This window comes from Streptomyces sp. NPDC037100, from assembly GCF_055606225.1.
On sequence record NZ_JBVJSX010000004.1, the window covers coordinates 661080 to 683731 of the forward strand.

Below are 22652 nucleotides of genomic sequence, written 5' to 3' on the forward strand. Positions count from 1 at the left end.
GCACGTGCGGTTCCGCAGACCGGAGAATCCGATGGACACTACACAGATAGCCGACGCACCTCCCCCCACGCAGCCACCCACGGCCGAGCAGAAGCGCGCGGCCCGTGGCGCCACCCGGCCCGGAGACCGGATCTTCCTCGGTTTCTCCCGTGGTTCGGGCATCCTGCTCCTGGTGATCATGGCCGCGATCGCGGGCTTCCTCACCTACCGCGCGGTCCTCGCCATCAGCAAGGACGAGGGCAACTTCCTCACCACGTTCGAATGGAACACCGGTGTCAATCCGCCGGTCTTCGGCATCGCGGTCCTGGCCTACGGCACGATCATCTCCTCGATCATCGCCATGGTCATCGCGGTCCCGGTCTCGGTCGCCATCGCGCTGTTCCTCACCCACTACGCCCCCCGCCGGCTGCGCGGCCCGATCGCCTATGTGATCGACCTGCTCGCCGCCGTGCCGTCCATCGTCTACGGCCTGTGGGGCGCCCTGGTCCTCGTACCGCACATGAACGGCCTCTTCGGCTGGCTGAACGACTACCTCGGCTGGACCGGCATCTTCTCCTGGCAGGGCGGCGCCGCCCGCTCCATGCTCACCGTGGGCATCCTGCTCGCGATCATGATCCTGCCGATCATCACCAACGTGAGCCGCGAGGTCTTCCGCCAGGTGCCGCAGATGCACGAGGAGGCGGCCCTGGCGCTCGGCGCCACCCGCTGGGAGGTGATCCGCATGGCGGTCATCCCCTTCGGCCGCTCCGGCGTCATCTCCGCCTCGATGCTCGGCCTCGGCCGCGCCCTCGGCGAGACGATGGCCGTCGCCACCGTGCTCTCCCCCGACTTCCTGATCCACACCAGCCTGCTCGACCCGGGCGGCGGCACCTTCGCCCAGAACATCGCCAGCAAGTTCAGCGAGGCCACCGAGTTCGGCCGTGACGCGCTGATCGCCTCCGGTCTGGTCCTGTTCGTCATCACCCTGCTGGTCAACGGAGCGGCCCGCGCGATCATCGCCCGCCGCAAGGAGTACTCGGGGGCCAACGCATGAGCACCGCAACCACCACCCCGAAGCGCCCCAGCACCCTGCGCGGCGGCCATCTGCCCAAGTGGGCCCCGTGGGCCATCGCCGCCGGATCCGTCGCCCTCGGCCTCGGCATCAGCGCCGCGGCCGGCCTGCACAGCGACATCCAGTGGGCCCTGATCGCCGCGATCCTGCACGTCCTCGGCACGTACGTCATCGCGGCCCGGGTCGAGAACCGCCGCCAGGCCAAGGACCGCGTGGTCACCTCGCTGGTGTGGGTCGCGTTCCTGCTCGCCGTGGTGCCGCTGGCCTCCCTGGTGTGGTCGACCGTCCAACGCGGCGTGAAGGTCCTCGACGTCTACTTCCTGACCCACTCGATGGGCGTGGTCGCCGACTCGGAGGCGGGCGGTGGCATCTACCACGCCATCCTCGGCACGCTGGAGCAGGTCGGCCTCGCCACGCTGATCGCCGCGCCGGTCGGCGTGCTCACCGCGATCTACCTGGTGGAGTACGGGCGCGGCAACCTCGCCCGGGCCGTCACCTTCTTCGTCGACGTCATGACCGGCATCCCGTCGATCGTCGCCGGCCTGTTCATCCTCAGCCTCATGCTGATGTTCGAGATGGAGCCGTTCGGCTTCGCCGGCTCGCTCGCCCTCGCGATCCTGATGATGCCGGTCGTCGTCCGCTCCACGGAGGAGATGCTCAAGCTCGTCCCGAACGAGCTGCGCGAAGCCTCCCTGGCGCTCGGCGTGCCCAAGTGGCGCACCATCCTGAAGGTGGTCCTGCCGACCTCGCTCGGCGGCATCACCACCGGCATCATGCTGTCCATCGCCCGTATCGCCGGTGAGACCGCGCCCGTGCTGCTGCTGGTGTTCGGCAGCAAGTTCATCAACGCCAACCCCTTCGAGGGCGCGCAGGCGTCGCTCCCGCTGTACATCTACCAGCAGTACGGATCGGGCGAGGCCACAGCGTACGACCGTGCGTGGGCGGCGTCCCTGACGCTGATCGCCTTCGTGATGATCCTCAACCTGGTGGCCCGCGGCATCGCCCGCTGGAAGGCCCCGAAGACCGGTCGCTAAAGCGTCAATTTGCGGCTACCGCCGCGCGGGGCCACACAGCGACCCCCAGACTTTGGAAGTGAAGTAGTAATGGCCAAGCGAATCGACGTAAGCGGACTGACCGCCTACTACGGCTCCCACAAGGCGATCGAGGACATCTCGATGACCGTCGAGCCCCGCTCGGTGACGGCGTTCATCGGCCCCTCCGGCTGCGGCAAGTCGACGTTCCTGCGCACCCTGAACCGGATGCACGAGGTGACCTCGGGCGGCCGGGTCGAGGGCAAGGTGCTCCTCGACGACGAGGACCTCTACGGCACGGGCATCGACCCGGTGTCGGTCCGCCGTGAGGTCGGCATGGTGTTCCAGCGCCCGAACCCGTTCCCCACGATGTCGATCTTCGACAACGTGGCGGCGGGGCTGCGGCTGAACGGCAACTACAAGAAGAGCGAGCTCTCGGACATCGTCGAGCGCTCCCTCAAGGGCGCGAACCTCTGGAACGAGGTCAAGGACCGCCTGAACAAGCCCGGCTCGGGCCTCTCCGGCGGCCAGCAGCAGCGTCTGTGCATCGCGCGCGCGATCGCGGTCGAGCCGAACGTCCTGCTCATGGACGAGCCCTGCTCGGCGCTCGACCCGATCTCCACGCTCGCGATCGAGGACCTGATCGGCGAGCTCAAGGAGCGCTTCACGATCGTCATCGTGACGCACAACATGCAGCAGGCGGCCCGCGTCTCCGACCGCACGGCGTTCTTCAACCTCGCGGCGGTCGGCCAGCCCGGCAAGCTCATCGAGATCGACGACACGGAGCGCATCTTCTCCAACCCGTCGATCCAGGCCACGGAGGACTACATCTCCGGCCGCTTCGGCTGATCCGGCCTAACCCGGTCCGCCGAGTCTCCTCGCGGTGCTGCATGGCGGTGCCACCGCGAGGCCGAAAAAGGGCCCGCCCCCGGCTCCCGGGGGCGGGCCCTGTCGTCTGTGTCCGGTGCGCTACAGGAACGCCAGATTCACGATCCCGAAGGACGCCGCGGCCACGAGCGCCGCGGCCGGCATCGTGATGAACCATCCCAGGATGATGTTCTTGGCCACGCCCCAGCGCACGGCGTTGACGCGCTTGGTGGCGCCCACACCCATGATCGCCGAGGTGATGACGTGCGTCGTGGAGATCGGCGCCTTGAACAGGAACGCCGTGGTGAACATGATCGAGGCTCCGGTGGTCTCCGCCGCGAAGCCCTGCGGCGGGTCCAGCTCGATGATCTTCCGGCCCAGCGTGCGCATGATCCGCCAGCCGCCGGCGTAGGTGCCCAGCGACAGCATCACCGCGCAGGCGATCTTGACCCACACCGGGATCGGATCGCCGTAGTCCTCGACATCGGCGATGACGAGCGCCATCACGACGATGCCCATGGTCTTCTGCGCATCCTGCAGACCGTGCCCCAGCGCCATGCCGGCCGCCGAGACGGTCTGCGCTATCCGGAAGCCGCGCTTGGCCTTGTGCGGGTTGGCCTTCCGGAAGATCCACAGGATCGCGGTCATCACCAGATAGCCGGCCAGCATACCGACCACCGGGGAGATGAACATGGGGATGACGACCTTCTCCAGCACCCCGCTCCAGTAGACGGTCGTCCCGCCGGCCAGCGCCGCACCGACCATGCCGCCGAACAGCGCGTGCGAGGACGAGGAGGGCAGCCCGAAGTACCAGGTGATCAGATTCCAGACGATCGCCCCCACCAGCGCGGCGAAGAGGATCCCCATCCCCTTCGACCCGGTCGGTGTCTGGATCAGGCCCTCGCTGACGGTCTTGGCGACCCCGGACCCCATGAAGGCACCGGCGAGGTTCATCACCGCCGCCATGGCCAGCGCGGCCTTCGGCGTCAGCGCTCGCGTCGAGACGGACGTGGCGATCGCGTTCGCGGAATCGTGAAAGCCGTTGGTGTACGTGAAGAACAGCGCGACCGCGATGGTCACGACCAGAGCAAAGGTGTCCATGAAGGGCTCAGGACTCCTTGACGGCGATGGTCTCCACCGTGTTCGCCACGTGCTCGAACGCGTCCGCGGCTTCCTCGAGCACGTCCACGATCTGCTTCAGCTTGAGCACATCCATGGCGTCGTACTTGCCGTTGAAGAGGTGTGCCAGCAGCTTGCGGTGGATCTGGTCGGCCTGGTTCTCCAGCCGGTTGACCTCGATCCAGTACTCGGTGAGGTTCTCCATCGTCCGCAGGTGCGGCATCGCCTCGGCCGTCAGCTCGGCAGCACGCGCCAGCACCTCGATCTGCTGGTCGACGCCCTTGGGCAGTTCCTCGACGTTGTAGAGGACGACCAGGTCGACGGCCTCCTCCATGAAGTCCATGATGTCGTCGAGGGACGACGCGAGGGAGTAGATGTCCTCGCGGTCGAACGGCGTGATGAACGAGGAGTTCAGCTGGTGGAAGATCGCGTGCGTGGCATCGTCACCGGCGTGTTCCGCTGCCCGCATACGCTCTGCGATCTCGGCCCGGGCGGATGAGTCCGCCCCGAGCAGTTCCATCAGGAGCTTCGAGCCCGTGACGATGTTGTCCGCGGAGGCGGCGAACATGTCGTAGAAGCTCGTCTCCCTGGGGGTCAGACGAAAGCGCACGTGGGGTCCTCGGGGTGCTTCGGTTTCGGTCAGGCTGATGCTAGGTGCAACATCCGGCCACGGCTATCGGGCCGCCCACCAGTGTCGCCCATCGGGCACAGTGATGAGCACGGGGGCGGTTGTCAGGGCCGTATACCCCGCAAAGTTCGGTACCATATACCCACCAGGGGTATATGTCGGCCCACTGCCCACCAGGAGGAAGCGATGACGGACGTGACCGACACAACAGATGTCGCACATGTCACCACCGGCAGCGCCGAGACCGCCGGTGCGGACGCGACGACCGATCACGACCACGGGGTGCACGGGTACCACAAACAGAAGGACGAGCACCTCAAACGCCTGCGCCGCATCGAGGGCCAGATCCGCGGCCTGCAGCGCATGGTCGACGAGGACGTCTACTGCATCGACATACTCACGCAGGTCTCCGCCTCCACCAAGGCCCTGCAGTCCTTCGCCCTGCAGCTGCTGGAGGAACACCTGCGGCACTGCGTCGCGACGGCGGCCGTTGAGAGCTCCGCTCAGGGGGCCCTCAAGGGCGGTGACGAGATCGACGCCAAGGTGAAGGAGGCGACCCAGGCGATCGCCCGCATGCTGCGGACGTGAGCCGGGCCCTGTTCAGCCTCTGCCTGTTCAGCCTCGGGAGGAGTCCCGCTCCTCGGCCACTTTCAGCACCTCGTCGATGCTCTCCATGCTCAGCCGCTCGCGGGCGGCCGAGGCCGCGATGATCAGCTCTCCGCACAGCTCGATCTCGGCGAGGGCCACGTGGTCCTGAACTGCCGTACCGCCGACCGGAGCCACGTGCATCACCTCGTCTCTGCCGTTGCCGACTTCCTAGAGTAGGGAGCGGCCTACACGCCGCGCATGGCACGGACGGGCTAGTTCACGCCGGTCACTCCTCGGCGATCCTGCCCGCGTAGATGTCGTCGGTCCGGGGCAACCGTACGCGCACCGAGGCCCCGAAATCGTAGAGCAGCGTCGTCGAGGCGACGGCGACGGGGCGCTTCTGCTGACCGTTCAGGAAGCTGAAACGGTGCCTGACCTTGCGGATGCGTCCCTCGTCGTCGAGATAGGCGTCGAACGGCACCTCGGCGGTGGCGAACCCCTCGGCCGCCGCCTTCAGGGGCCCCTCGTTCCGCTTCGACGCCCGCCTGGCCGCGTCGGCGAGGTTGGCCGTCCCCCGGTAGTGACGCACTCCGGTTCCCGCGACCTCCGTCCTGCCCACATAGGTCGCCGTCCGCGTCCCGAGCAGTACCTCGGCCGCCGTGAACGGGTCGGTGGCCCCACCGGTGACGAGGTTTCCGTCGGACAGGGTCCGGGTGTCCACCCGCACCCACTTGTCCGCGGGCACACCGGCGCCCCGGTTCTTCATGAACAGCGCACCCGGCGCGAGCAGTTCGGTGATCGGCCGGCGCTCGGCCACTCCCGCGGGATCCTGCGGCAGCAGCACCTTCAACCGCCCCATCCGCTTGCGGTAGTCGTACACCCCGGCGCCCCGGATGGTCACCCGGGTCCCGCCGGCGGCCATCTCCATCGCCGTACGGGCCTTGGAACTCCCCGCGCCGACCAGCCGGTCGGCGGACTGCCGCAGCACGGTGACCGCTTCCCCGTCACGGGAGTCCCCGGCGGCCGCGTCACCCCCGGAGCACCCCGCGGACCCCAGCCCCGCCCCGGCCAGGACCACCGCGGCGACGACCGTCGCACCCGTCCGCCTGTGCCGCCCTTCCCGCTGCCGCCCAGTCATCGCCTGCCTACCCCCAGCCGGTACGTCCGTCACGGGCCCCCTCGTCGTTCCGGTTAACGACGGGTTTGTGCCCCCGTCACGCGAGCCCGCGCCGACCGCCCTGCGAACCCTTCACCTGTACTGGGTAACGTTGTCGGCGTGGCGCAGCAGGACGGGCTGGAACTTCCCCCCAACCTCCCGGAACACCGCACGACGACCATGGAGAAGGGCCGTTTCTGCATGGCCCAGTGCATCTGTGGCTGGCGTGGCCCGGCACGAAGAGCGAGAAGCCAGGCGCGGACTGACGCGGAGCGGCACGCGACGGGCTGAGACCCGTGGCGGACACCGCCGGGCCGGGTCCGGACCATGGAACCCCCACCCCCGTCATCCCGTCTCCCAGGACGGAACCACCGGGAGGCCCCATGGAACGACGCACGATACTCACAGCCGGCACGGCGGCGATCGCCGCGGCCGCGACCCCCTTCACCACCGCCTGCACCCGGTCGGGCAGCCGCTCCGGAGCCACGGCGACGGCCACCGACGCCGTGCGCGCCTCCACCACTTCGAGAATCACCGCCGCGAACTGGTCCGCCCTGGCACGCGACCTCGACGGCCCCCTCATCCGCCCGGGCGACGCCGACTGGCCGGCGGCCCGGCAGCTTTACAACACCCGCTTCGACACCCTGAAGCCCGCCGCGGTCGCGTATGTGTCCCACCCGGACGACATCCGCACATCGCTGGCCTACGCCCGCGCCCACGCCCTGCGCGTCGCGATCCGCAACGGCGGCCACTCCTATGCCGGCTGGTCCTCCGGCAACGGCCGTCTGATCATCGACGTCTCGAAACTCAACCGCGTCCGGGCCTCGGGCACCACCGCCGTGGTCGGCGCCGGCGCCAAACTCATCGACGTCTACCGGGCGCTCGCCGCGAAGGGCGTCACCATCCCGGCCGGCTCCTGCCCGACCGTCGGCGTCTCGGGCCTCACCCTCGGCGGCGGCCACGGCGTCGTCTCTCGTGCCTACGGCCTGACCTGCGACAGCCTCACCCGGGCCACCCTGGTCACCGCCGACGGCAAGCAGCTCACCGCCGACGCCCGCGAGAACAAGGACCTCTTCTGGGCCCTGCGCGGCGCCGGCAACGGCAACTTCGGCGTGGTCACGGAGCTGCACTTCACGACCCACCCGGCACCGCAGGGCGTCTCGGCGTACCTGTCCTGGCCCTGGTCGAAGGCGGCCGCGGTGGTGAAGGCCTGGCAGGAGTGGGGCCCGTCGCAGCCCGACGAGATCTGGTCGTCCCTGCACCTGGCGAACGCCGCGGGCGGCACCCCGACCGTCTCGGTCTCGGCGTTCTCCCTGGGCACCTACGGCGAGCTGAAGAACGCCGTCGACCGGCTGGCCGACCGCGTCGGTGCCCCGGCCCGCAGCGTCTCCCTGAAGCGCCGCTCGTACGAGGAGTCGATGGAGGTGTACGCGGGCTGTTCCTCGTTCCCGACGGACGCGCAGTGCCATCTGCCCGGCTCGACCCCGGGCCGTTCACCGAAGGGCGCACTGGGCCGCGAGACGTACGCCGCGGCTTCGGACTTCTTCGACCGCTCCCTGTCCACGGCCGGCATCCGCGCGCTGCTGTCCGGGATCGGTTCGGTACGCGGCGGCACGGGCAGCATCGCGCTGACCGCCCTCGGCGGAGCGGTCAACCGCGTCTCCCCCACCTCCACGGCGTTCGTCCACCGCCGCTCCCGCATGCTGGCCCAGTACATCGCCGCGTGGCGGGCCGGCACGAGCGGCGCGACGGCCCGCGACTGGCTGGCCTCCGCCCACAAGTCGATGCGCCCGTACGCCTCGGGGGCGGCCTACCAGAACTACACGGACCCGACCCTGACCGACTGGCGCAAGGCGTACTACGGGGATGCGGCAACGCGCCTGGCGAAGCTGAAGAAGCAGTACGACCCCGACCGCTTCTTCACCCATCCCCAGGCGCTGTAAGGCCTTTACGCGGCGAGGTCCCGCTCCGAGGCCCGCTCACTGCGCGTCTCGGGGATCACCGTGTCCTCCCCTTCGGCACGCCCTCTGCTGCGCACCAGCGACCCCAGCCGGGGCGAGCGCTCGACGGCCTTCACCAAAGGCGTCAGCAGGGCCATGGCGAGCGGCGACAGCAGCAGCGTCACGGCGGTGCCCAGCGCGAACCCGCCCACAACGTCCGTCGGGTAGTGCACGCCCATGTAGACGCGGATGAACCCGCCGAACAACGCCAGCACGAGCCCGACGAGCCCGAACTTGCGGTTGGCGACGAACAGGCCGACCGCCAGGGCCATGACGAGTGTCGCGTGGTCGCTGACGAACGAGTAGTCGGTCTTTCCCTGGACCAGCACGTCGAGCCCCTGGTGGTCCAGGAACGGCCGGGGCCGCTCCACGAATCCCCGGATGGGCACGTTGACCAGGACGGCGATACCGGCGGCCAACGGCGCCCAGACCAGCGCCGCGACGGTGGACGCCGCGTCCTCGTCGCCACGCCGCCGCACGGACCACCAGCACCACACCACGAGCAGGACGATGGCGAGCAGCAGCCCGTACTCACCGACGTACTCCATGACGCGGTCGGACCACGGCGGTGCGTCCTTGGCCAGGCCATTGATGTCGTACAGCAGGTCGACGTCGGGGTTCGACCCGGAATCGGCGAGTCCAGCCATGGCGCTGCGGCCCCTTCGTCGTCTCTCCCGGCGCACCTGTGCGTGCGCCGCTCCTGCCACCCCCGTGGTTGTAGATCCGCTTCCGCTGCACTGACGTCCGCTCGGCTACGTCATCAGGAACGCATGGTCCCCGTTGATACGTTCCACACTCCACCGAATGATCACGCAGACGTTATCGAAGAGAGACAAGTCTTCGCAGCTCAGGGGGCGGGTTCACGGACGGTTCACACCGTCGTGGGCAGTGCTTTCGCGCCATCTTCGGTGACGCGGGTGGCCCCGAAGTAGTCAGGGGTGTCGATCGGGTCGAATCGGATGACGGCACCGGTCCGGGGCGCGTCGATCATGTACCCGCCTCCAACATAAATGCCGACATGCCGGATGGCGCGGGAATTGGTGAGGTCGCCCGAGAAGAACACCAGGTCGCCGGGGAGCAGTTCGTCCCGCGAGGGGTGCGGGCCGGCGTTGTACTGGTCGTTGGCCACGCGCGGGAGCTTGATGCCCACGGACGCGTAGGCGGCCTGGGTCAGCCCCGAGCAGTCGAAACGTCCGCCCTGCTCAGCGGTGCCGGTACCGCCCCACAGATAGAGCGTGCCGAGCTTCTTCTGCGCGTACTCGATCGCGGCCGCGGCCTGCTCGGAGGGGTCGACCCGCCCGACCGGCGCCGCGAAGCTCTCGGAGAGCGTCGTGATCCGCTTCACGTAGTTCCGGGTCTCGCTGTACGGCGGCACGCCCCCGTACTTGATCACCGCGTACGCACCCGCGTTGTAGGCGGCCAGCATGTTTTCGGTCGGATTCCCGCCAACCTTCTTCACGTACGAGGCGAGTTCGCAGTCGTACGAGGCGGCCGAGGGAATCGCGTCCTTCGGATCCCACACATCACGGTCGCCGTCGCCGTCACCGTCGATGCCGTGACTGGCCCAGGTTCCGGGGATGAACTGCGCTATGCCCTGCGCGGCGGCGTGGCTCTGGGCCCTGGGGTTGAAGCCGCTCTCCTGGTAGAGCTGGGCGGCGAGCAGGGCCGGGCTGATCGCGGGGCAGAGGTTGCCCCACTTCTGCACGAGGGCCGCGTACGCGGCCGGCACCGACCCCTTGGCCAGCGATTTCGCCCCGCCGCCCACACCGTTGACCAGGTTCCCGGCGACGAGATAGACCCCGACGACGAGCAGCATCACGAAGGCCAGGGCGGAGCTGATCGCAACGCTCGCCACGATCCATGCCTTACGCACCGTCAACCGCCCCTCGCCGCCCAGGAGTCCGTCGGCCAGTGTAGAGGCGGTCGGCACGCCCGGGAATGATCACGTGGAGGAGAGTCGGGGCGGACGGGGGCGGGGCGTGGCACGGGCGGCACGGCAAGGGCACGGTGAGGGCACGGCGGAGGCGGCAAGGGCACGGTGAGGGCACGGCGGAGGCGGCAAGGGCACGGTGAGGGCACGGCGGGGGCGGCAAGGGCACGGTGGGAGCGGCGGGCGCGCGACGGATCCGGCCGACGTACGGGATCGCGACGCGTCACGCACGCCCCGCCGCCGCCCGGTACAGCCGCTCCGCCTCCGCACCGAGGACGACGCTGTAGGAGACGTCGGGAGTCGCCCCTCCCTGCTTGTGCCCGCCGAGGACACCGACGACCTGCCCTTCGCCGTTCACCCGAGGGCTGTCGTACCCAGCCGCCGACGGCGTCCTGAAGCTCCCTGCCGCCGCACCCCTCGAGTCAAGCCGCGCCCATCGCCCGGCCATCGGGCCGTCAGCGACCGGTAAGCCCCACGCCCTCTTCAGTAAGGCGGAAGTCAGGATTCCGATCGCCGTCTTGTTGTCACGTACTCAACAAGCGATTGTCGTCGCGGGTCGCCGCCCCCGCCGGGAAACACACCGGCGGTCCCCCCGCAGGCCTCTGCCCACCACTGCCAGGAGGCTGTACCTTGCGCACGACACCCTCGACTCCCCCCACTTCGCGCCTCAGATGGCGCCGCGTGGCGTCCGCCGTCACCGCCACCGCCGCACTCCTCCTCACCGGCCTCACCACCGCCGCCCACGCACAGGCCGCGGACCCGAGCACCTCGTCGACGTCCTCCAAGGTCACCTGGACCCGCTCCTGCGCCCTGCCCCGCCACCAGGGCGACATGGCCTGCAACGCCCTGCGCGTCACCGGCGGCCGCACCGCCTTCCAGCAGCAGCACGGCATCTCCGCCAAAGCCGCCGACGCCTCCTCCCCCTCCGGTTACGGCCCCTCCGACCTCCGCAGCGCCTACGGCCTGACCTCCGCCGCCGCCGGCAACGGCTCCGGCCGGACGATCGCCATCGTCGACGCCTACGACGACCCCAACGCCGAGTCCGACCTCGCCGCCTACCGCTCCCAGTACGGCCTGCCCGCCTGCACCACCGCGAACGGCTGCTTCAAGAAGGTCAGCCAGACCGGCTCCACCACCGCCCTCCCCACCCCCGACAGCGGCTGGGCCGGCGAGATATCCCTCGACCTCGACATGGCGAGCGCCATCTGCCCGAACTGCCACATCACCCTCGTCGAGGCGAAGTCGGCGTCCATGGCCAACCTCGGCACCGCCGTCAACGAGGCCGTCGCCCTCGGCGCCAAGTACGTCTCCAACAGCTACGGCGGCGGCGAGTCCTCCTCCGACGCCTCCTACGACTCCGCCTACTTCAACCACCCGGGCGTCGCCATCACCGTCAGCGCGGGCGACGCGGGCTACGGCGCCGAGTACCCGGCGGCCTCCAAGTACGTGACGTCCGTGGGCGGCACCCGGCTCTCCACGTCCTCCACCACCCGCGGCTGGACCGAGAGCGTCTGGCGGACCAGCAGCACCGAAGGCACCGGTTCCGGCTGCTCCGCCTACGACACCAAGCCCACCTGGCAGACCGACACCGGCTGCACCAAGCGCATGATCGCCGACGTCTCCGCCGTCGCCGACCCGGCGACCGGCGTCTCCGTCTACGACACCTACGGCGCCGACGGGCAGGGCTGGGCCACCTACGGCGGCACCAGCGCCTCCGCCCCGATCATCGCGAGCGTCTACGCCCTCGCGGGCACCCCGTCCACCGGCTCCTACCCGGCCAGGTTCCCCTACGCGAACACCACCGCCCTGAACGACGTCACCAGTGGCAGCAACGGCAGCTGCACCACCAGCTACTTCTGCACCGCCCGGACGGGCTACGACGGCCCGACCGGTCTGGGCACCCCGGAGGGGCTCGGCGCCTTCACCGGCTGACGCACCTCCCCCCGGTGACAGACCGTCACCGGGGGGGCGCCGCCCGGCGCCGTGGGGGCCCGGGACGGCGGGAAAACGAAGGGGCCGCGGCATCCCAGCCGCGGCCCCTTCGCCTTGCCAGGTAGCCTTCACCCGGGGAACACCGGCGCGACCACTCACCCGACCAGCCGTCAGAAACGGCCCCCAAAGGTGGGAAAGGCCGCGAGAGGGAACAACGACGGAACCACACACCAGGTTCCGCTCAGGCCTCATTGCCCGGCGTGACCTGCCGTGATACACAGAGTGACCATACGATCCTTCGTGCACCGCCCGTCACCTCCCCTAGGGCCCGGAGCGGAACGGTGGCAAGGTATTCGTACGAAACCCGCCAATCAATGACGCCAAGTCGACATCCGACAGCATCATTGTCGGCGACAATGAGGCCTGACCTCTGCACGACCGCAGAGGGTTGCGGAACTACCCAACAGGGGCGGTGACTTACATGCTCTTTGCGGCCGACAAGGGAGACATCAACACCATCATCGGCGGGATCGCTCCGGACTGGGGCCCCTTCGGCAGCCTGGGCAACGAGGCGAAGGTGATGATCGAGGTCGTGATGGCGGTGGCCATCCTGCTCTGCCTCGGCATCGCCATCTGGGGCGCCGCCAAACAGCGCATCGGAGCGACCGCCCTGCGGGACACCTTCAGCGCGGAGCAGGGCAAGGGCCTCATCATCGCCGGCCTCACAGGAGTCTTCATCATCGGCTCCCTCGGCACTCTCTTCACCATCGTGTACGGCATGGCCGTGTAGCCCGGGCGCCGTCCGCCCGGCCGGTCACGCCCGGCTCCCCCTCCATCCCACCCGCCCGTCGTGCCCACCGGCTGAGGTTGCGTTTCCCTGATGTCGAGTCACCACACCGCGCCCGCGCGGGAACCAGCACGGCTACCGTCGTACGAGGAGTATGAGAAGTACGACCGGTACGAAGTGTTTCCGCACGACGTCGAGGGGGCGTACGCGGCATGAGTCTCGGTGACGACCACGAGTCCTCCGGCGGCTACGCCGGCACGGGCCAGACGCGCACCCGCCTGCCCGACTCCGGCGACGCCTTCGGCGACCCCCGCCGCCGCTCCTCGTCCCGCAGCCTGGTCACGGTGGTCGGCGTGGTGGTCCTCCTGATCGCAGCGATCGCGTTCGCCAACCGGGGGGACGGCGACTCGTCCTCTTCGACGGACGGATCCTCGGGCAAACCGGACTCGACAGCGACGGCCCCCTCCGGCCAGCGCCCCGTCAAGTCCAAGTCGTCCGCCGGCATCCCCTCGGGCTTCGCCCAGGACCAGGAGGGAGCGGAGAGCGCCGCGGCGAACTACGCCGTCGTGCTGGTCTCCGCCGACATCCTCAAGCCCGCGCGGCGGCCAGAGATTATCCGTCAGGTGTTCGACGCGGACAAGGTCTCCGAGCTGGAGAGAAACCTCGACCAGGTCTACAGCAAGGCGTTCCTGGAGAAGGTCGGCCTCGACGCGAACGGCGAAGCGCCCAAGGGCAGCACCTACGTCTCCCGCACCATGCCGGTCGGTACCAAGGCCACCGACTACTCGGGCAACACCGCCACCGTCGAGGTCTGGTGCACGGGCGTGTTCGGGATGACGGGGGAGAACTCACAGACCCCGGTCACCAACGACTGGTTCACCATGACCCTCCAGCTGCGCTGGACGGAGGGCGACTGGAAGGTCGACAGCTTCTCCCAGAAGGAAGGCCCCGCGCCGGTCAACGGCGACAACAGGGTGTCGACGTCGGACGCCATCTCGAAGGCCGTCGAGGAGTTCGGAGGGTTCACGTATGCCCGGTAGCCCGCGCCGCTCAGTCAAGGTCGCCGCAACCCTCACCGCCGTGCAGACCGCCCTGGTCCTGTTCGCCACCAGGGCGACAGCCGCTCCCACGCCCTCGCCCAGCCCCAGCAACGACAACTGCTCCCTGCTCTCCGGCCGGGCCCTGGAGATCTGCCAAGGCGACACCGGCAGCCAAAGCGGCAGCGGAACCTCCCGGCTCGACCCCACCTCCACCCTCGACCCCCTCTCCTCCCTCGCCAAGGGCTGTGCCGACGCCGCCTCCTGGACCGTCGACAAGCTCAGCGACGCCGTGAAGGAGACCGCCAACGTCGACTTCACCAACCCCAAGTTCCTCCAGCAGTACGCCGTCGTCTTCGCCGCCTCGACGATCCTCACGCTGCTGCTCTGGCTCCTGGCCGTCGCCAAGCGAGCCGTCCGCGGCGTACCCCTGACCACCGCGCTGTCCGAGGCCATCGGCTTCCTGTGGCTCACGGTGCTGGCCTCCGCCTTCACCCCCCTGATCCTCTACACCGTCGTATCCGCCACCGACGGCATCACCGAGGTCCTCGCCAAAGCCACCGGCGACCAGACCGACGCGTTCTTCGGCACGTTCTCCGAAGCCCTCAAGAAGGGCGAGGACATCGGCGGCGGCCCGATCATGCTGATCGTCGTCTCCCTGGTCAGCATCCTCGCCGCCGGAGTCCTCTGGCTGGAGCTCGTCATCAGGGCCGCGCTCCTCTACGTCGGCGCCCTCCTCGGCACCGTCGTCTACGCCGGCCTCGTCGACAAGAACCTGTGGGGCCACGTCCGCCGCTGGGCCGGCATCATGATCGCGGTCATCCTCATCAAGCCGGTCATCGTCATCGTCCTCGGCCTCGCCGGCGCACTCTCCGCCGACGACGGCCCGAACGCCTTCTCCGCCGTCGTCTCCGGCCTCGCCATCATCCTGCTCGCCATCTTCGCCAGCGCGATGATCTACCGCTTCGTCCCCGGCTTCGGCGACGAGATCGCCGGCTCCCGCAACAACCGCCTCATGCAGGGCGCCGAAGGCAAGGCCGCGGCCGTCATCAGCTCCCCGGCGTCCCTCGTCGCGCAGGGCATCAAGACCCACAGCACCCGCGCCGACAACAACGGCGGAGGCAGCCAGTCCTCCGCCCCCCGCCCCAGCAACCCAGCCTCCGGCGGAGTCGCCGCGCACAGCGCGCGCACCTCGAACGGCGGCGGCGGATCTGTCCCCTCCGCCGCACCCGCCCCCCGCTCGGGCAGCCCCGTCAACACTCCCCACGCCAGCAACACCCGCAACAGCAGTACCAACCGCACGGGAGGTGAAGGGCGTTGACGACCGAGTCCCACGTGTCCCATCCGGTCACGCCCCGCCGGACATATCTGATCGGCCGCGCCCGGCCGAACGCGATCATCGGCCGCAACCGCGAGACCGGCGAGATCGCCCTGATCGTCGTGGGCGCGTTCCTCGGCATGATGTGCGGCCTCCTCGTCCCGGTCCTGTCGCTGCGCATCGTGCTGCTCGCCGGGTTCCCGATGCTGGCGCTGGCCGCGGTGTACGTGCCGTACAAGCACCGCACCTTCTACAAGTGGTTCGAGATCAACCGCAGCTACAAGCGGACCCTCAAGCAGGGCACCACCTACCGCTCCACCGCGATCGAGGCCGGCACCCGGCTGGACGGCAAGGAAATCGAGGTCGGCCCGCCCCCGGGCATCGGCCGCATCACCTGGCTGGCCGCACCCTTCGGCCCCGACGAGATCGCCGTCCTCCTGCACGCCGACCGCAAGACCGTCACCGCCGCCATCGAGATCGAGGGCCCGGGCGTCGGCCTGCGCGACAGCGAGGACCAGGAAGCCCTCGTCGACCGCTTCGGCACCCTGCTCAAGCACGTGGCCAACGGCGACGGCTTCGTCACCCGCCTGCAGATGCTGGCCCGCACCCTCCCGGCCGACCCGGACGCCCACGCCAAGGACGTCGCCATCCGCGGCGACGACAAGGCCCTGCCCTGGCTCCAGGAGTCCTACGAACAGCTCCAGTCCATGGTGTCCACCAGCAGCGAGCAGCACCGCGCCTACCTCGTGGCCTGCATGCACTACACCCGCGAACTCGCCGCCGAGGCCAACGCCATGGCCCGGGCCGCCCGCGCCCACGGCGGCAAGGTCGACCGGGACGCCGGACTCGCCGTCGTCATGGCCCGCGAGCTCACCGACATCTGCTCGCGCCTCCAGGAAGCCGACATCCGCGTCCGCCAGCCGCTCGGTCAGGGACGGCTGTCCTCGCTGATCCACTCCATGTACGACCCGGACCACCCCATCGACCACATCCAGGCGATGACCAAGCGCAACGCCTGGCCAGCCGAACTGGACGCCATGGAGCCCACCTACCTCCAGGCCAAGACCCGCGAGTCCTCCACCCGCGCCCCCTGGTGCCACGCCACGGCCTGGGTGAAGGAGTGGCCGATGACCCCCGTCGGCGTCAACTTCCTCGCCCCGCTCCTCGTCCACACCCCGGACGTCATCCGCACGGTCGCCGTCACCATGGACCTCGAACCCACCGAGGTCGCCATCGAGCGCATGCTCACCGAGAAGACCAACGACGAGGCCGAGGCCTCCCGAGCCGCCAAGATGAACCGCACCGTCGACCCGCGTGACATCGCCGCGCACTCCCGGCTCGACCAGCGCGGCGAGGACCTCGCCAGCGGCGCCGCCGGCGTCAACCTCGTCGGCTACATCACCGTCAGCTCCCGCTCCCCCGACGCCCTCGCCCGCGACAAACGGACGATAAGGGCCTCGGCGGGAAAGTCGTACCTCAAGCTGGAATGGTGCGACCGCGAGCACCACCGCGCCTTCGTGAACACCCTTCCCTTCGCCACCGGCATTCGGAGGTAGGACCTGATGCGGGATCCGCTGTCCGTCCTCACCGACGCCTTCACCTCCTTCCTCTTCGGGAAGGTCGAGACGACCAGGCTCCCGGTGCGCACGTCCACGGGCCAGGCCCAGGCGGTCTATCTCCCGACCGCCGCCCCGGGCCTCGGCGACTCCGGCGTCATCATCGGCCGCGAGGTGTACTCCGGAAAGGGCTACATCTACGACCCCTTCCAGCTCTACGGCCAACAGCTCCCCGCCCCCCACTGGCTCGTCCTCGGCGAGTCCGGCAACGGCAAGTCGGCGCTGGAGAAGACGTACGTCCTGCGCCAGCTCCGCTTCCGCGACCGCCAGGTCGTCGTCCTGGACGCCCAGGGCGAGGACGGCGTCGGCGAGTGGAACCTCATCGCGCAGGAGCTGGGGATAACCCCCATCCGTCTGGACCCGACGGCTGCCCTGGACATGGGCATCCGCCTCAACCCGCTCGACCCCGCGATCACGACGACGGGCCAGCTCGCGCTGCTCCGCACGATCATCGAGGTCGCGATGGGTCACGGCCTCGACGAACGCTCCGGCTTCGCCCTCAAGGTCGCCCACGCCTACGTCAACGAGACCATCGTCGACCGCCAGCCGGTCCTGACCGACATCGTCGAACAGCTGCGCCACCCCGAACCCGAGTCGGCCGAGGCGATGAACGTCGCCATAGACGACGTACGGGCCTGGGGCCTCGACGTCGCCCTGGTCCTGGACCGCCTGGTCGACGGTGACCTGCGTGGCATGTTCGACGGCCCCACCACGGTCGGCATCGACCTCGACGCCCCGCTCATCGTCTTCGACCTGTCCCACATCGACCGCAACTCCATCGCCATGCCCATCCTCATGGCGATCGTCGGCGTGTGGCTGGAGCACACCTGGATCCGCCCCGACCGGAAGAAGCGCATCTTCCTGGTCGAGGAGGCCTGGCACATCATCAACAGCCCCTTCGTCGCCCAGCTGTTCCAGCGCCTGCTGAAGTTCGGCCGACGCCTGGGCCTGTCGTTCGTGGCGGTGGTCCACCACCTGTCCGACGTCGTGGACGGCGCGGCCGCGAAGGAAGCGGCCGCGATCCTGAAGATGGCGTCGACGAGAACGATCTACGCCCAGAAGGCGGACGAAGCGCGGGCCACCGGACGCGTCCTCGGCCTGCCACGCTGGGCGGTGGAGATCATCCCGACCCTCACCCCCGGCATCGCCGTCTGGGACGTCAACGGCAACGTCCAGGTCGTCAAACACCTGATCACCGAGACCGAACGCCCCCTGGTCTTCACCGACCGCGCGATGACCGAGACCTCCGCCCAACTCGCGGACGACGCCCTGCGCGCCGCCGAACTCGAGGCGGAGGAACGGGCCGCGGCCTTCGTGGAGCACCACCTGGGCGACTCCGAATCAACGGTGGCATAGGCGGCAGGGGAGGACGCGTGAGACCGGACGACCGCCACACCCAGCGGGGCGGCCAGGGAGGCATCCCCGACGGCCTGCTGATCGGCATACTCGCGTTCCTCCTCGGCATGACCCTGCTGGTGTGGACGGCCACCGGCCTCGCCGCCTGGTTCGCCCACGGCTCCTGGCCGTCCGGCGTCACCTTCACACGCACGCCCCTGGCCATGCGCGACCTCGTCGCCCAGCCCCACGACATCCCCGGCGCCTGGCCCGACACACCCCCCGGCGAACTCTCCGGCTACGGCCTGTTCTGGGGCCTGTTCATCGGCCAGCTCATGATCCTGTTCGTCCTGACGATGTTCGTCATGGGGACGTGGGCCCGCTGGCGCGCCGTACGGGCGAGACGCAGGGCGGAGAGCCTGTCCCACGAGCGCGAGCCCGAGCCCGACCCCGGCCAGCACGACGTACCGCTAACGGCCCGGCACGGCATGCCGACGAGGACCACACCGCACGAGGTCCCCACACCCCGGGCGGCTTCCGAGCCCACGCAGATCCTGGAACCCACGGCACCACTCGGCGGCCCCCCGCACCCGACGGCAACGCCTGCCCCGCCCGCGGCAACCGTCCCCCTGACTCCGGCCTCCCTGTTCACCCAGGAACGAGTGGGCGGATGGGAGAAAATCCTCGTGGCCCCGAGGGAAACCCGCCGGACAACCGCGACCCAGGCGGTCCGCGACGCCGAGGGCCCGGCCCTCGTCGTCACCTCGAACCCCACACTCTGGCAGGAAACCAAGGACGCCAGAGCCAAACTGGGCCCCACCCACCTCTACGACCCCACCCACCTCTGCGACACCCCTTCCCGCCTCCACTGGTCCCCCACCACCGGCTGCGAGGACAAGGCAACGGCGACCGAACGCGCCACCGCCCTCCTCACCCCCGTCCGCCCCACGGCCAAACTCGACCAGGCCCTCAGCGACACGGCCGCCACCCTCCTGCGGAGCTACCTGCACGCCGCAGCGATCGACGGCCGCACCATCCGCCACGTCCACCGCTGGTCCCAGGGCACCCAGATCCAGGACGCCGTACGCATCCTCCGCACCAACCCCAAGGCGGCCCCCGGCTCCGCGGGCGAACTCGAAGGCGCCCTCACGGCCCACCCCGAACGCCGGGACATGGCCCAGCAGCTGACGACCCGTGCCCTCGCCGCCCTCTCCACGGTCAACATCCGCGAAGCCTGCACTCCCAACCGAACTGATGCCCTCGCCTTGGATTCCCTCGTCCACGAAGGGGGCACGCTTTACGTGGTGGGGGAATCCATCGAGGACCCCAGGACGAACCCGGGCGCGATGCCCTTCCTGACGGCCCTCGTCTCGAGCGTGGTCGAGCGCGGCCGGCACATGGCCGAACGGTCATCGGCCGGTCGCCTCGACCCACCAATGACGCTCGTCCTGGACGACGTCGCGGCCGTGGCCCCGCTTCCCCAGCTCCCGGAGCTGCTGGCCACCGGAGCGGACCGGGGCCTGCCGACCCTGGCCCTGCTCCGGTCCCGCGAACAGGGCCGCGCCCGCTGGCCGCACGACGAACTACCGGTCTGAAGCCGCACCCCGCAGACGCTCACTCCCGCTCGAGCACGAACTCCAGCTCCCGCTCCCCCGCGTCCCCGAGCGGCACGATCACTCCACTCGGCAGGAACCCCACCCGCCGGTAGAACCGCTGCGCCCGCCCGTTCTCCTCGTGCACGATGAGCCGGACCCGCTCGAGCCCCTGAGCCCACGACCACTCCAGGGCCGCGTCGAACAGCACCTCGGTCAGCCCGCTCCCGCGCTCCTCCGGCCGTACGAACACGCCGACCACATGCCCTTGCTTCCGCTCCACCGGAAACCCGGCCCAGTCGGTCGTCCCGGGCTCCTCCACGAGCACCGTCAGAGTCCCCACCCACCGCCCGTCCGGCCCCTCGGCGATGATCTGCTGCGCCCGGTCCGCTCCCTCGGCGGCCCCCGCCGTCCGCTCCTGCCAGAACGAGTCCGGCCGGGCCACGGCCTCCTCGTAGGTCTCCAGGAAGGCCAGGTGCGCCACCTCGTCCCGCAGCGCCGCGAGCCGCAGCTCCTTCGCCGCTGCCCACTCGCCGGCACGGACGGACCGGATCACATAGCTCATGCGGCAACGGTAGTACCCGAGTACGACACCCCTCACCCCGATTACCCCGCCGGTCCGACGCCCGCCGCCCCCGGAACCCTCACGATGGACCCCGTGACGGAAGACCGGGCGCCGGAGCCCCTCACCGAGTACGCCCAGCGCCTCACCCACAAGGTGCGCGCCTTCGACCGACGCCACCCCCTCCTGTGGGACCTGCACTTCACCGGCTTCTGGGTGACAGCCGCCCTGATCGACTACGCCGGCGGCGGCTGGCGCCACAACGCCCACGACCTCGACGTCCCCGGCTGGCTCCTCATCACCCTGAGCCTCGGCCTCTCGGCCCCGCTCCTCTGGCGTCGCACCCACCCCGGGGCGGTCCTGGCCGCCATGGTCCCCTTCGCCCTCGTCAACGCCTGGACCGGCGCTGCCCTCCAGGCAGCCCTGCTCCAACTGGTCCTCGTCCACCACCTCGCCCTGCGCCGGCCGCTGCACAACCTGTGGTGGGCCACGGTCCTGGTGCTCGCCCCGGTCCTCGTGTCGGTCCTCCGCCACGGCGAGGGCACCTGGGACCAGCAGATCGGCTCGTATCTGCTGTCGATCACCGTGGCCGCCCTGATCGGCGTCACCGTCCGCACCCGCCGCGACCACACCGAGGCCCTGGAGGACCGCGCCCGCCGCCTGGAGACCGAACGCGACCAGCAGGCCCAGCTCGCGGCCGCCGCCGAACGCGCCCGCATCGCCCGCGAGATGCACGACATCATCGGCCACAACCTCTCCGTCATCACCGGCCTCGCCGACGGCGGCCGATACGCCGCCGCCAAGTCCCCGGAACGCGCGGCCCAGGCCCTCGACGCCATCGCCGGCACCAGCCGCCAGGCCCTCACCGAACTCCGCCGCCTCCTCGACGTCCTGCGAGAGGAGGAGAAGCAACAACCCGACCTGACCCCCCAGCCCGGCCTCACCGACCTCGACCGGCTCCTCGACGGCGTACGCTCCGCAGGCCTCCCCGTCGGCGCGACCATCCACGGGAGCCCCACCCTCCCCGCGGGCCGCCAACTCACCGTCTACCGCGTCATCCAGGAGGCCCTCACCAACAGCCTCAAACACGGCGGCCCCGAAGCCACCGCCCAGATAACCCTCTGCTACGAGGAGAAGGCCGCCGTCACCGTCACCATCACGGACACCGGCGTCGGCAGCCGCACCGACGGGCCGTCCCGCGACGGCCGGGGACTACCCGGAATGCGCGAGCGAAGCGCCCTGTACGGCGGCACACTTGAGGCCGGCCCTCGCCCCCACCCGGAGCGGGGCTGGCGTGTCCGCCTGCATCTCCCGGAGGAATCCCCGCAGTGACCACGGTCCTGATCGCCGACGACCAGCCCCTTCAGCGTTTCGGTTCCCGCATGCTGCTGGAGAGCCAGGACGACATGACGGTCGTGGGCGAGGCACCGAACGGCAGCGAGGCGGTCCGCCTGGCGGCCGAGCTCCGCCCCGATGTCGTCCTGATGGACATCCGCATGCCCGGCCTCGACGGCATCGAGGCGACCCGCCGCATCACCGCCGCCGGCGACCGCACCCGCATCCTGATCGTCACCACTTTCGACCTGGACGAGTACGCCTACGCCGGCCTCCGCGCAGGCGCCTCCGGCTTCCTCGTCAAGGACGCCCAGCCCGAGGAGCTCCTCGCCGGCATTCGCGCGGTGGCCACCGGCGACGCGGTCGTCGCTCCCAGCCTGACCCGCCGCCTCCTGGACGCCTACGTCCATCACCTCCCGGCCGGCCCCGAGACGGATGCCGGTCCACAGGAGGACGCCCGCCTCGCGTCCCTCACCGACCGGGAACGCGAAATCCTCACGGTCATCGGCCAGGGCTGGACGAACACGGAGATAGCCACGCGTCTTCATCTCGCCGAGTCGACGGTGAAGACGCATGTGGGCCGCATTCTCGCGAAGACCGGTTCCCGTGACCGCATTCAAGCGGTCATTCTGGCGTACGACACGAAGCTGGTTCAGCCGTCGTAAAAGTCCTGAAACGCAGAAAACCCCCGCATCCGAAGATGCGGGGGTTTTCCCAAAAATTGTTCGGCGGCGTCCTACTCTCCCACAGGGTCCCCCCTGCAGTACC

Annotated in this window: 21 protein-coding genes and 1 pseudogene; 14 read left to right on the forward strand and 8 right to left on the reverse strand. The window is 69.8% G+C overall.

Going from position 1 to position 22652, the window contains the following annotated elements:
* Positions 1-31: 31 nt before the first annotated feature.
* The 3 genes from pstC (at position 32) to pstB (ending at position 2931) form a co-directional block, all read left to right on the forward strand.
* Positions 32-1033: a phosphate ABC transporter permease subunit PstC gene (gene pstC, locus ACZ7EG_RS17360; protein ID WP_471078717.1), complete on the forward strand. Its 1002-nt coding sequence runs from the start codon at positions 32-34 to the stop codon at positions 1031-1033.
* Positions 1030-2085 (forward strand): phosphate ABC transporter permease PstA, encoded by a 1056-nt coding sequence (gene pstA / locus ACZ7EG_RS17365; RefSeq protein ID WP_471078720.1) that lies wholly within the window; start codon positions 1030-1032, stop codon positions 2083-2085. Before pstC ends, pstA begins: the two co-directional genes overlap by 4 nt.
* A gap of 69 nt (positions 2086-2154) precedes the next feature.
* Positions 2155-2931, forward strand: a complete 777-nt coding sequence (pstB, locus tag ACZ7EG_RS17370) for a phosphate ABC transporter ATP-binding protein PstB (RefSeq protein WP_175433388.1) — start codon at positions 2155-2157, stop codon at positions 2929-2931.
* A 120-nt stretch (positions 2932-3051) separates the two neighbouring features.
* On the opposite strand, the gene ACZ7EG_RS17375 is transcribed toward pstB, so the two are convergent.
* Both ACZ7EG_RS17375 and ACZ7EG_RS17380 read right to left on the reverse strand, forming a co-directional pair.
* Positions 3052-4050: an inorganic phosphate transporter gene (locus ACZ7EG_RS17375; protein WP_471078724.1), complete on the reverse strand. Its 999-nt coding sequence runs from the start codon at positions 4048-4050 to the stop codon at positions 3052-3054.
* A gap of 7 nt (positions 4051-4057) precedes the next feature.
* Positions 4058-4678, reverse strand: coding sequence for a DUF47 domain-containing protein (locus ACZ7EG_RS17380; protein ID WP_362235767.1), 621 nt, complete (start codon positions 4676-4678; stop codon positions 4058-4060).
* 204 nt (positions 4679-4882) lie between these two features.
* Here ACZ7EG_RS17380 and ACZ7EG_RS17385 point away from each other — a divergent pair, with 204 nt between their 5' ends.
* Positions 4883-5284 carry a metal-sensitive transcriptional regulator gene (locus tag ACZ7EG_RS17385; protein WP_471078728.1) on the forward strand — a complete coding sequence of 134 codons (402 nt, stop codon included), beginning with the start codon at positions 4883-4885 and terminating at the stop codon, positions 5282-5284.
* 27 nt (positions 5285-5311) lie between these two features.
* Here ACZ7EG_RS17385 and ACZ7EG_RS17390 read toward each other — a convergent pair whose 3' ends face one another.
* Together ACZ7EG_RS17390 and ACZ7EG_RS17395 are read right to left on the reverse strand one after the other, a co-directional pair.
* Positions 5312-5479, reverse strand: coding sequence for a hypothetical protein (locus tag ACZ7EG_RS17390; RefSeq protein ID WP_471078857.1), 168 nt, complete (start codon positions 5477-5479; stop codon positions 5312-5314).
* Between the two features lie 91 nt (positions 5480-5570).
* Positions 5571-6422 carry an SCO4651 family lipoprotein gene (locus ACZ7EG_RS17395; RefSeq protein ID WP_471078731.1) on the reverse strand — a complete coding sequence of 284 codons (852 nt, stop codon included), beginning with the start codon at positions 6420-6422 and terminating at the stop codon, positions 5571-5573.
* A gap of 401 nt (positions 6423-6823) precedes the next feature.
* On the opposite strand from ACZ7EG_RS17395, the gene ACZ7EG_RS17400 reads away from it, so the two are divergent.
* Complete coding sequence (locus tag ACZ7EG_RS17400; RefSeq protein WP_471078734.1) at positions 6824-8383, forward strand: FAD-binding oxidoreductase; 1560 nt, start codon at positions 6824-6826, stop codon at positions 8381-8383.
* Positions 8384-8388: 5 nt separating this feature from the next.
* Here the strand turns inward: ACZ7EG_RS17400 and ACZ7EG_RS17405 are convergent, their stop codons facing one another.
* From ACZ7EG_RS17405 to ACZ7EG_RS17415, 3 genes and pseudogenes are all read right to left on the reverse strand, one after another.
* Positions 8389-9087, reverse strand: coding sequence for a phosphatase PAP2 family protein (locus ACZ7EG_RS17405; RefSeq protein WP_471078737.1), 699 nt, complete (start codon positions 9085-9087; stop codon positions 8389-8391).
* A gap of 224 nt (positions 9088-9311) precedes the next feature.
* The gene (locus tag ACZ7EG_RS17410; protein ID WP_471078852.1) at positions 9312-10256 is read right to left on the reverse strand and encodes a bifunctional lytic transglycosylase/C40 family peptidase; all 945 of its coding nucleotides are present in this window, start codon (positions 10254-10256) and stop codon (positions 9312-9314) included.
* A gap of 337 nt (positions 10257-10593) precedes the next feature.
* A pseudogene (locus ACZ7EG_RS17415) lies at positions 10594-10737 on the reverse strand (serine protease); the annotation flags it as partial.
* Positions 10738-11000: 263 nt separating this feature from the next.
* Here ACZ7EG_RS17415 and ACZ7EG_RS17420 point away from each other — a divergent pair.
* From ACZ7EG_RS17420 to ACZ7EG_RS17450, 7 genes are all read left to right on the forward strand, one after another.
* The gene (locus ACZ7EG_RS17420; protein WP_471078740.1) at positions 11001-12302 is read left to right on the forward strand and encodes a S53 family peptidase; all 1302 of its coding nucleotides are present in this window, start codon (positions 11001-11003) and stop codon (positions 12300-12302) included.
* A gap of 481 nt (positions 12303-12783) precedes the next feature.
* Complete coding sequence (locus ACZ7EG_RS17425) at positions 12784-13092, forward strand: hypothetical protein (protein ID WP_003991275.1); 309 nt, start codon at positions 12784-12786, stop codon at positions 13090-13092.
* Positions 13093-13301: 209 nt separating this feature from the next.
* On the forward strand, positions 13302-14129 hold the full coding sequence (locus ACZ7EG_RS17430) for a DUF8175 domain-containg protein (protein WP_471078743.1): 828 nt from the start codon (positions 13302-13304) through the stop codon (positions 14127-14129).
* Positions 14119-15447 carry a hypothetical protein gene (locus ACZ7EG_RS17435; RefSeq protein WP_471078746.1) on the forward strand — a complete coding sequence of 443 codons (1329 nt, stop codon included), beginning with the start codon at positions 14119-14121 and terminating at the stop codon, positions 15445-15447. The genes ACZ7EG_RS17430 and ACZ7EG_RS17435 overlap by 11 nt, the downstream gene beginning before the upstream one ends.
* Positions 15444-17000 carry an SCO6880 family protein gene (locus ACZ7EG_RS17440; protein WP_471078749.1) on the forward strand — a complete coding sequence of 519 codons (1557 nt, stop codon included), beginning with the start codon at positions 15444-15446 and terminating at the stop codon, positions 16998-17000. Before ACZ7EG_RS17435 ends, ACZ7EG_RS17440 begins: the two co-directional genes overlap by 4 nt.
* A gap of 6 nt (positions 17001-17006) precedes the next feature.
* On the forward strand, positions 17007-18416 hold the full coding sequence (locus ACZ7EG_RS17445) for an ATP-binding protein (RefSeq protein ID WP_471078752.1): 1410 nt from the start codon (positions 17007-17009) through the stop codon (positions 18414-18416).
* Between the two features lie 17 nt (positions 18417-18433).
* The gene (locus ACZ7EG_RS17450; protein ID WP_471078755.1) at positions 18434-19990 is read left to right on the forward strand and encodes a type IV secretory system conjugative DNA transfer family protein; all 1557 of its coding nucleotides are present in this window, start codon (positions 18434-18436) and stop codon (positions 19988-19990) included.
* Between the two features lie 19 nt (positions 19991-20009).
* Here the strand turns inward: ACZ7EG_RS17450 and ACZ7EG_RS17455 are convergent, their stop codons facing one another.
* Positions 20010-20552, reverse strand: a complete 543-nt coding sequence (locus ACZ7EG_RS17455) for a GNAT family N-acetyltransferase (protein WP_471078758.1) — start codon at positions 20550-20552, stop codon at positions 20010-20012.
* 84 nt (positions 20553-20636) lie between these two features.
* Here ACZ7EG_RS17455 and ACZ7EG_RS17460 point away from each other — a divergent pair, with 84 nt between their 5' ends.
* Both ACZ7EG_RS17460 and ACZ7EG_RS17465 read left to right on the forward strand, forming a co-directional pair.
* Positions 20637-21881: a sensor histidine kinase gene (locus ACZ7EG_RS17460; protein ID WP_471078761.1), complete on the forward strand. Its 1245-nt coding sequence runs from the start codon at positions 20637-20639 to the stop codon at positions 21879-21881.
* A complete protein-coding gene (locus ACZ7EG_RS17465) occupies positions 21878-22549 on the forward strand; it encodes a response regulator (protein ID WP_471078764.1) in 672 nt (223 codons plus the stop codon). The genes ACZ7EG_RS17460 and ACZ7EG_RS17465 overlap by 4 nt, the downstream gene beginning before the upstream one ends.
* Positions 22550-22652 lie beyond the last annotated feature (103 nt).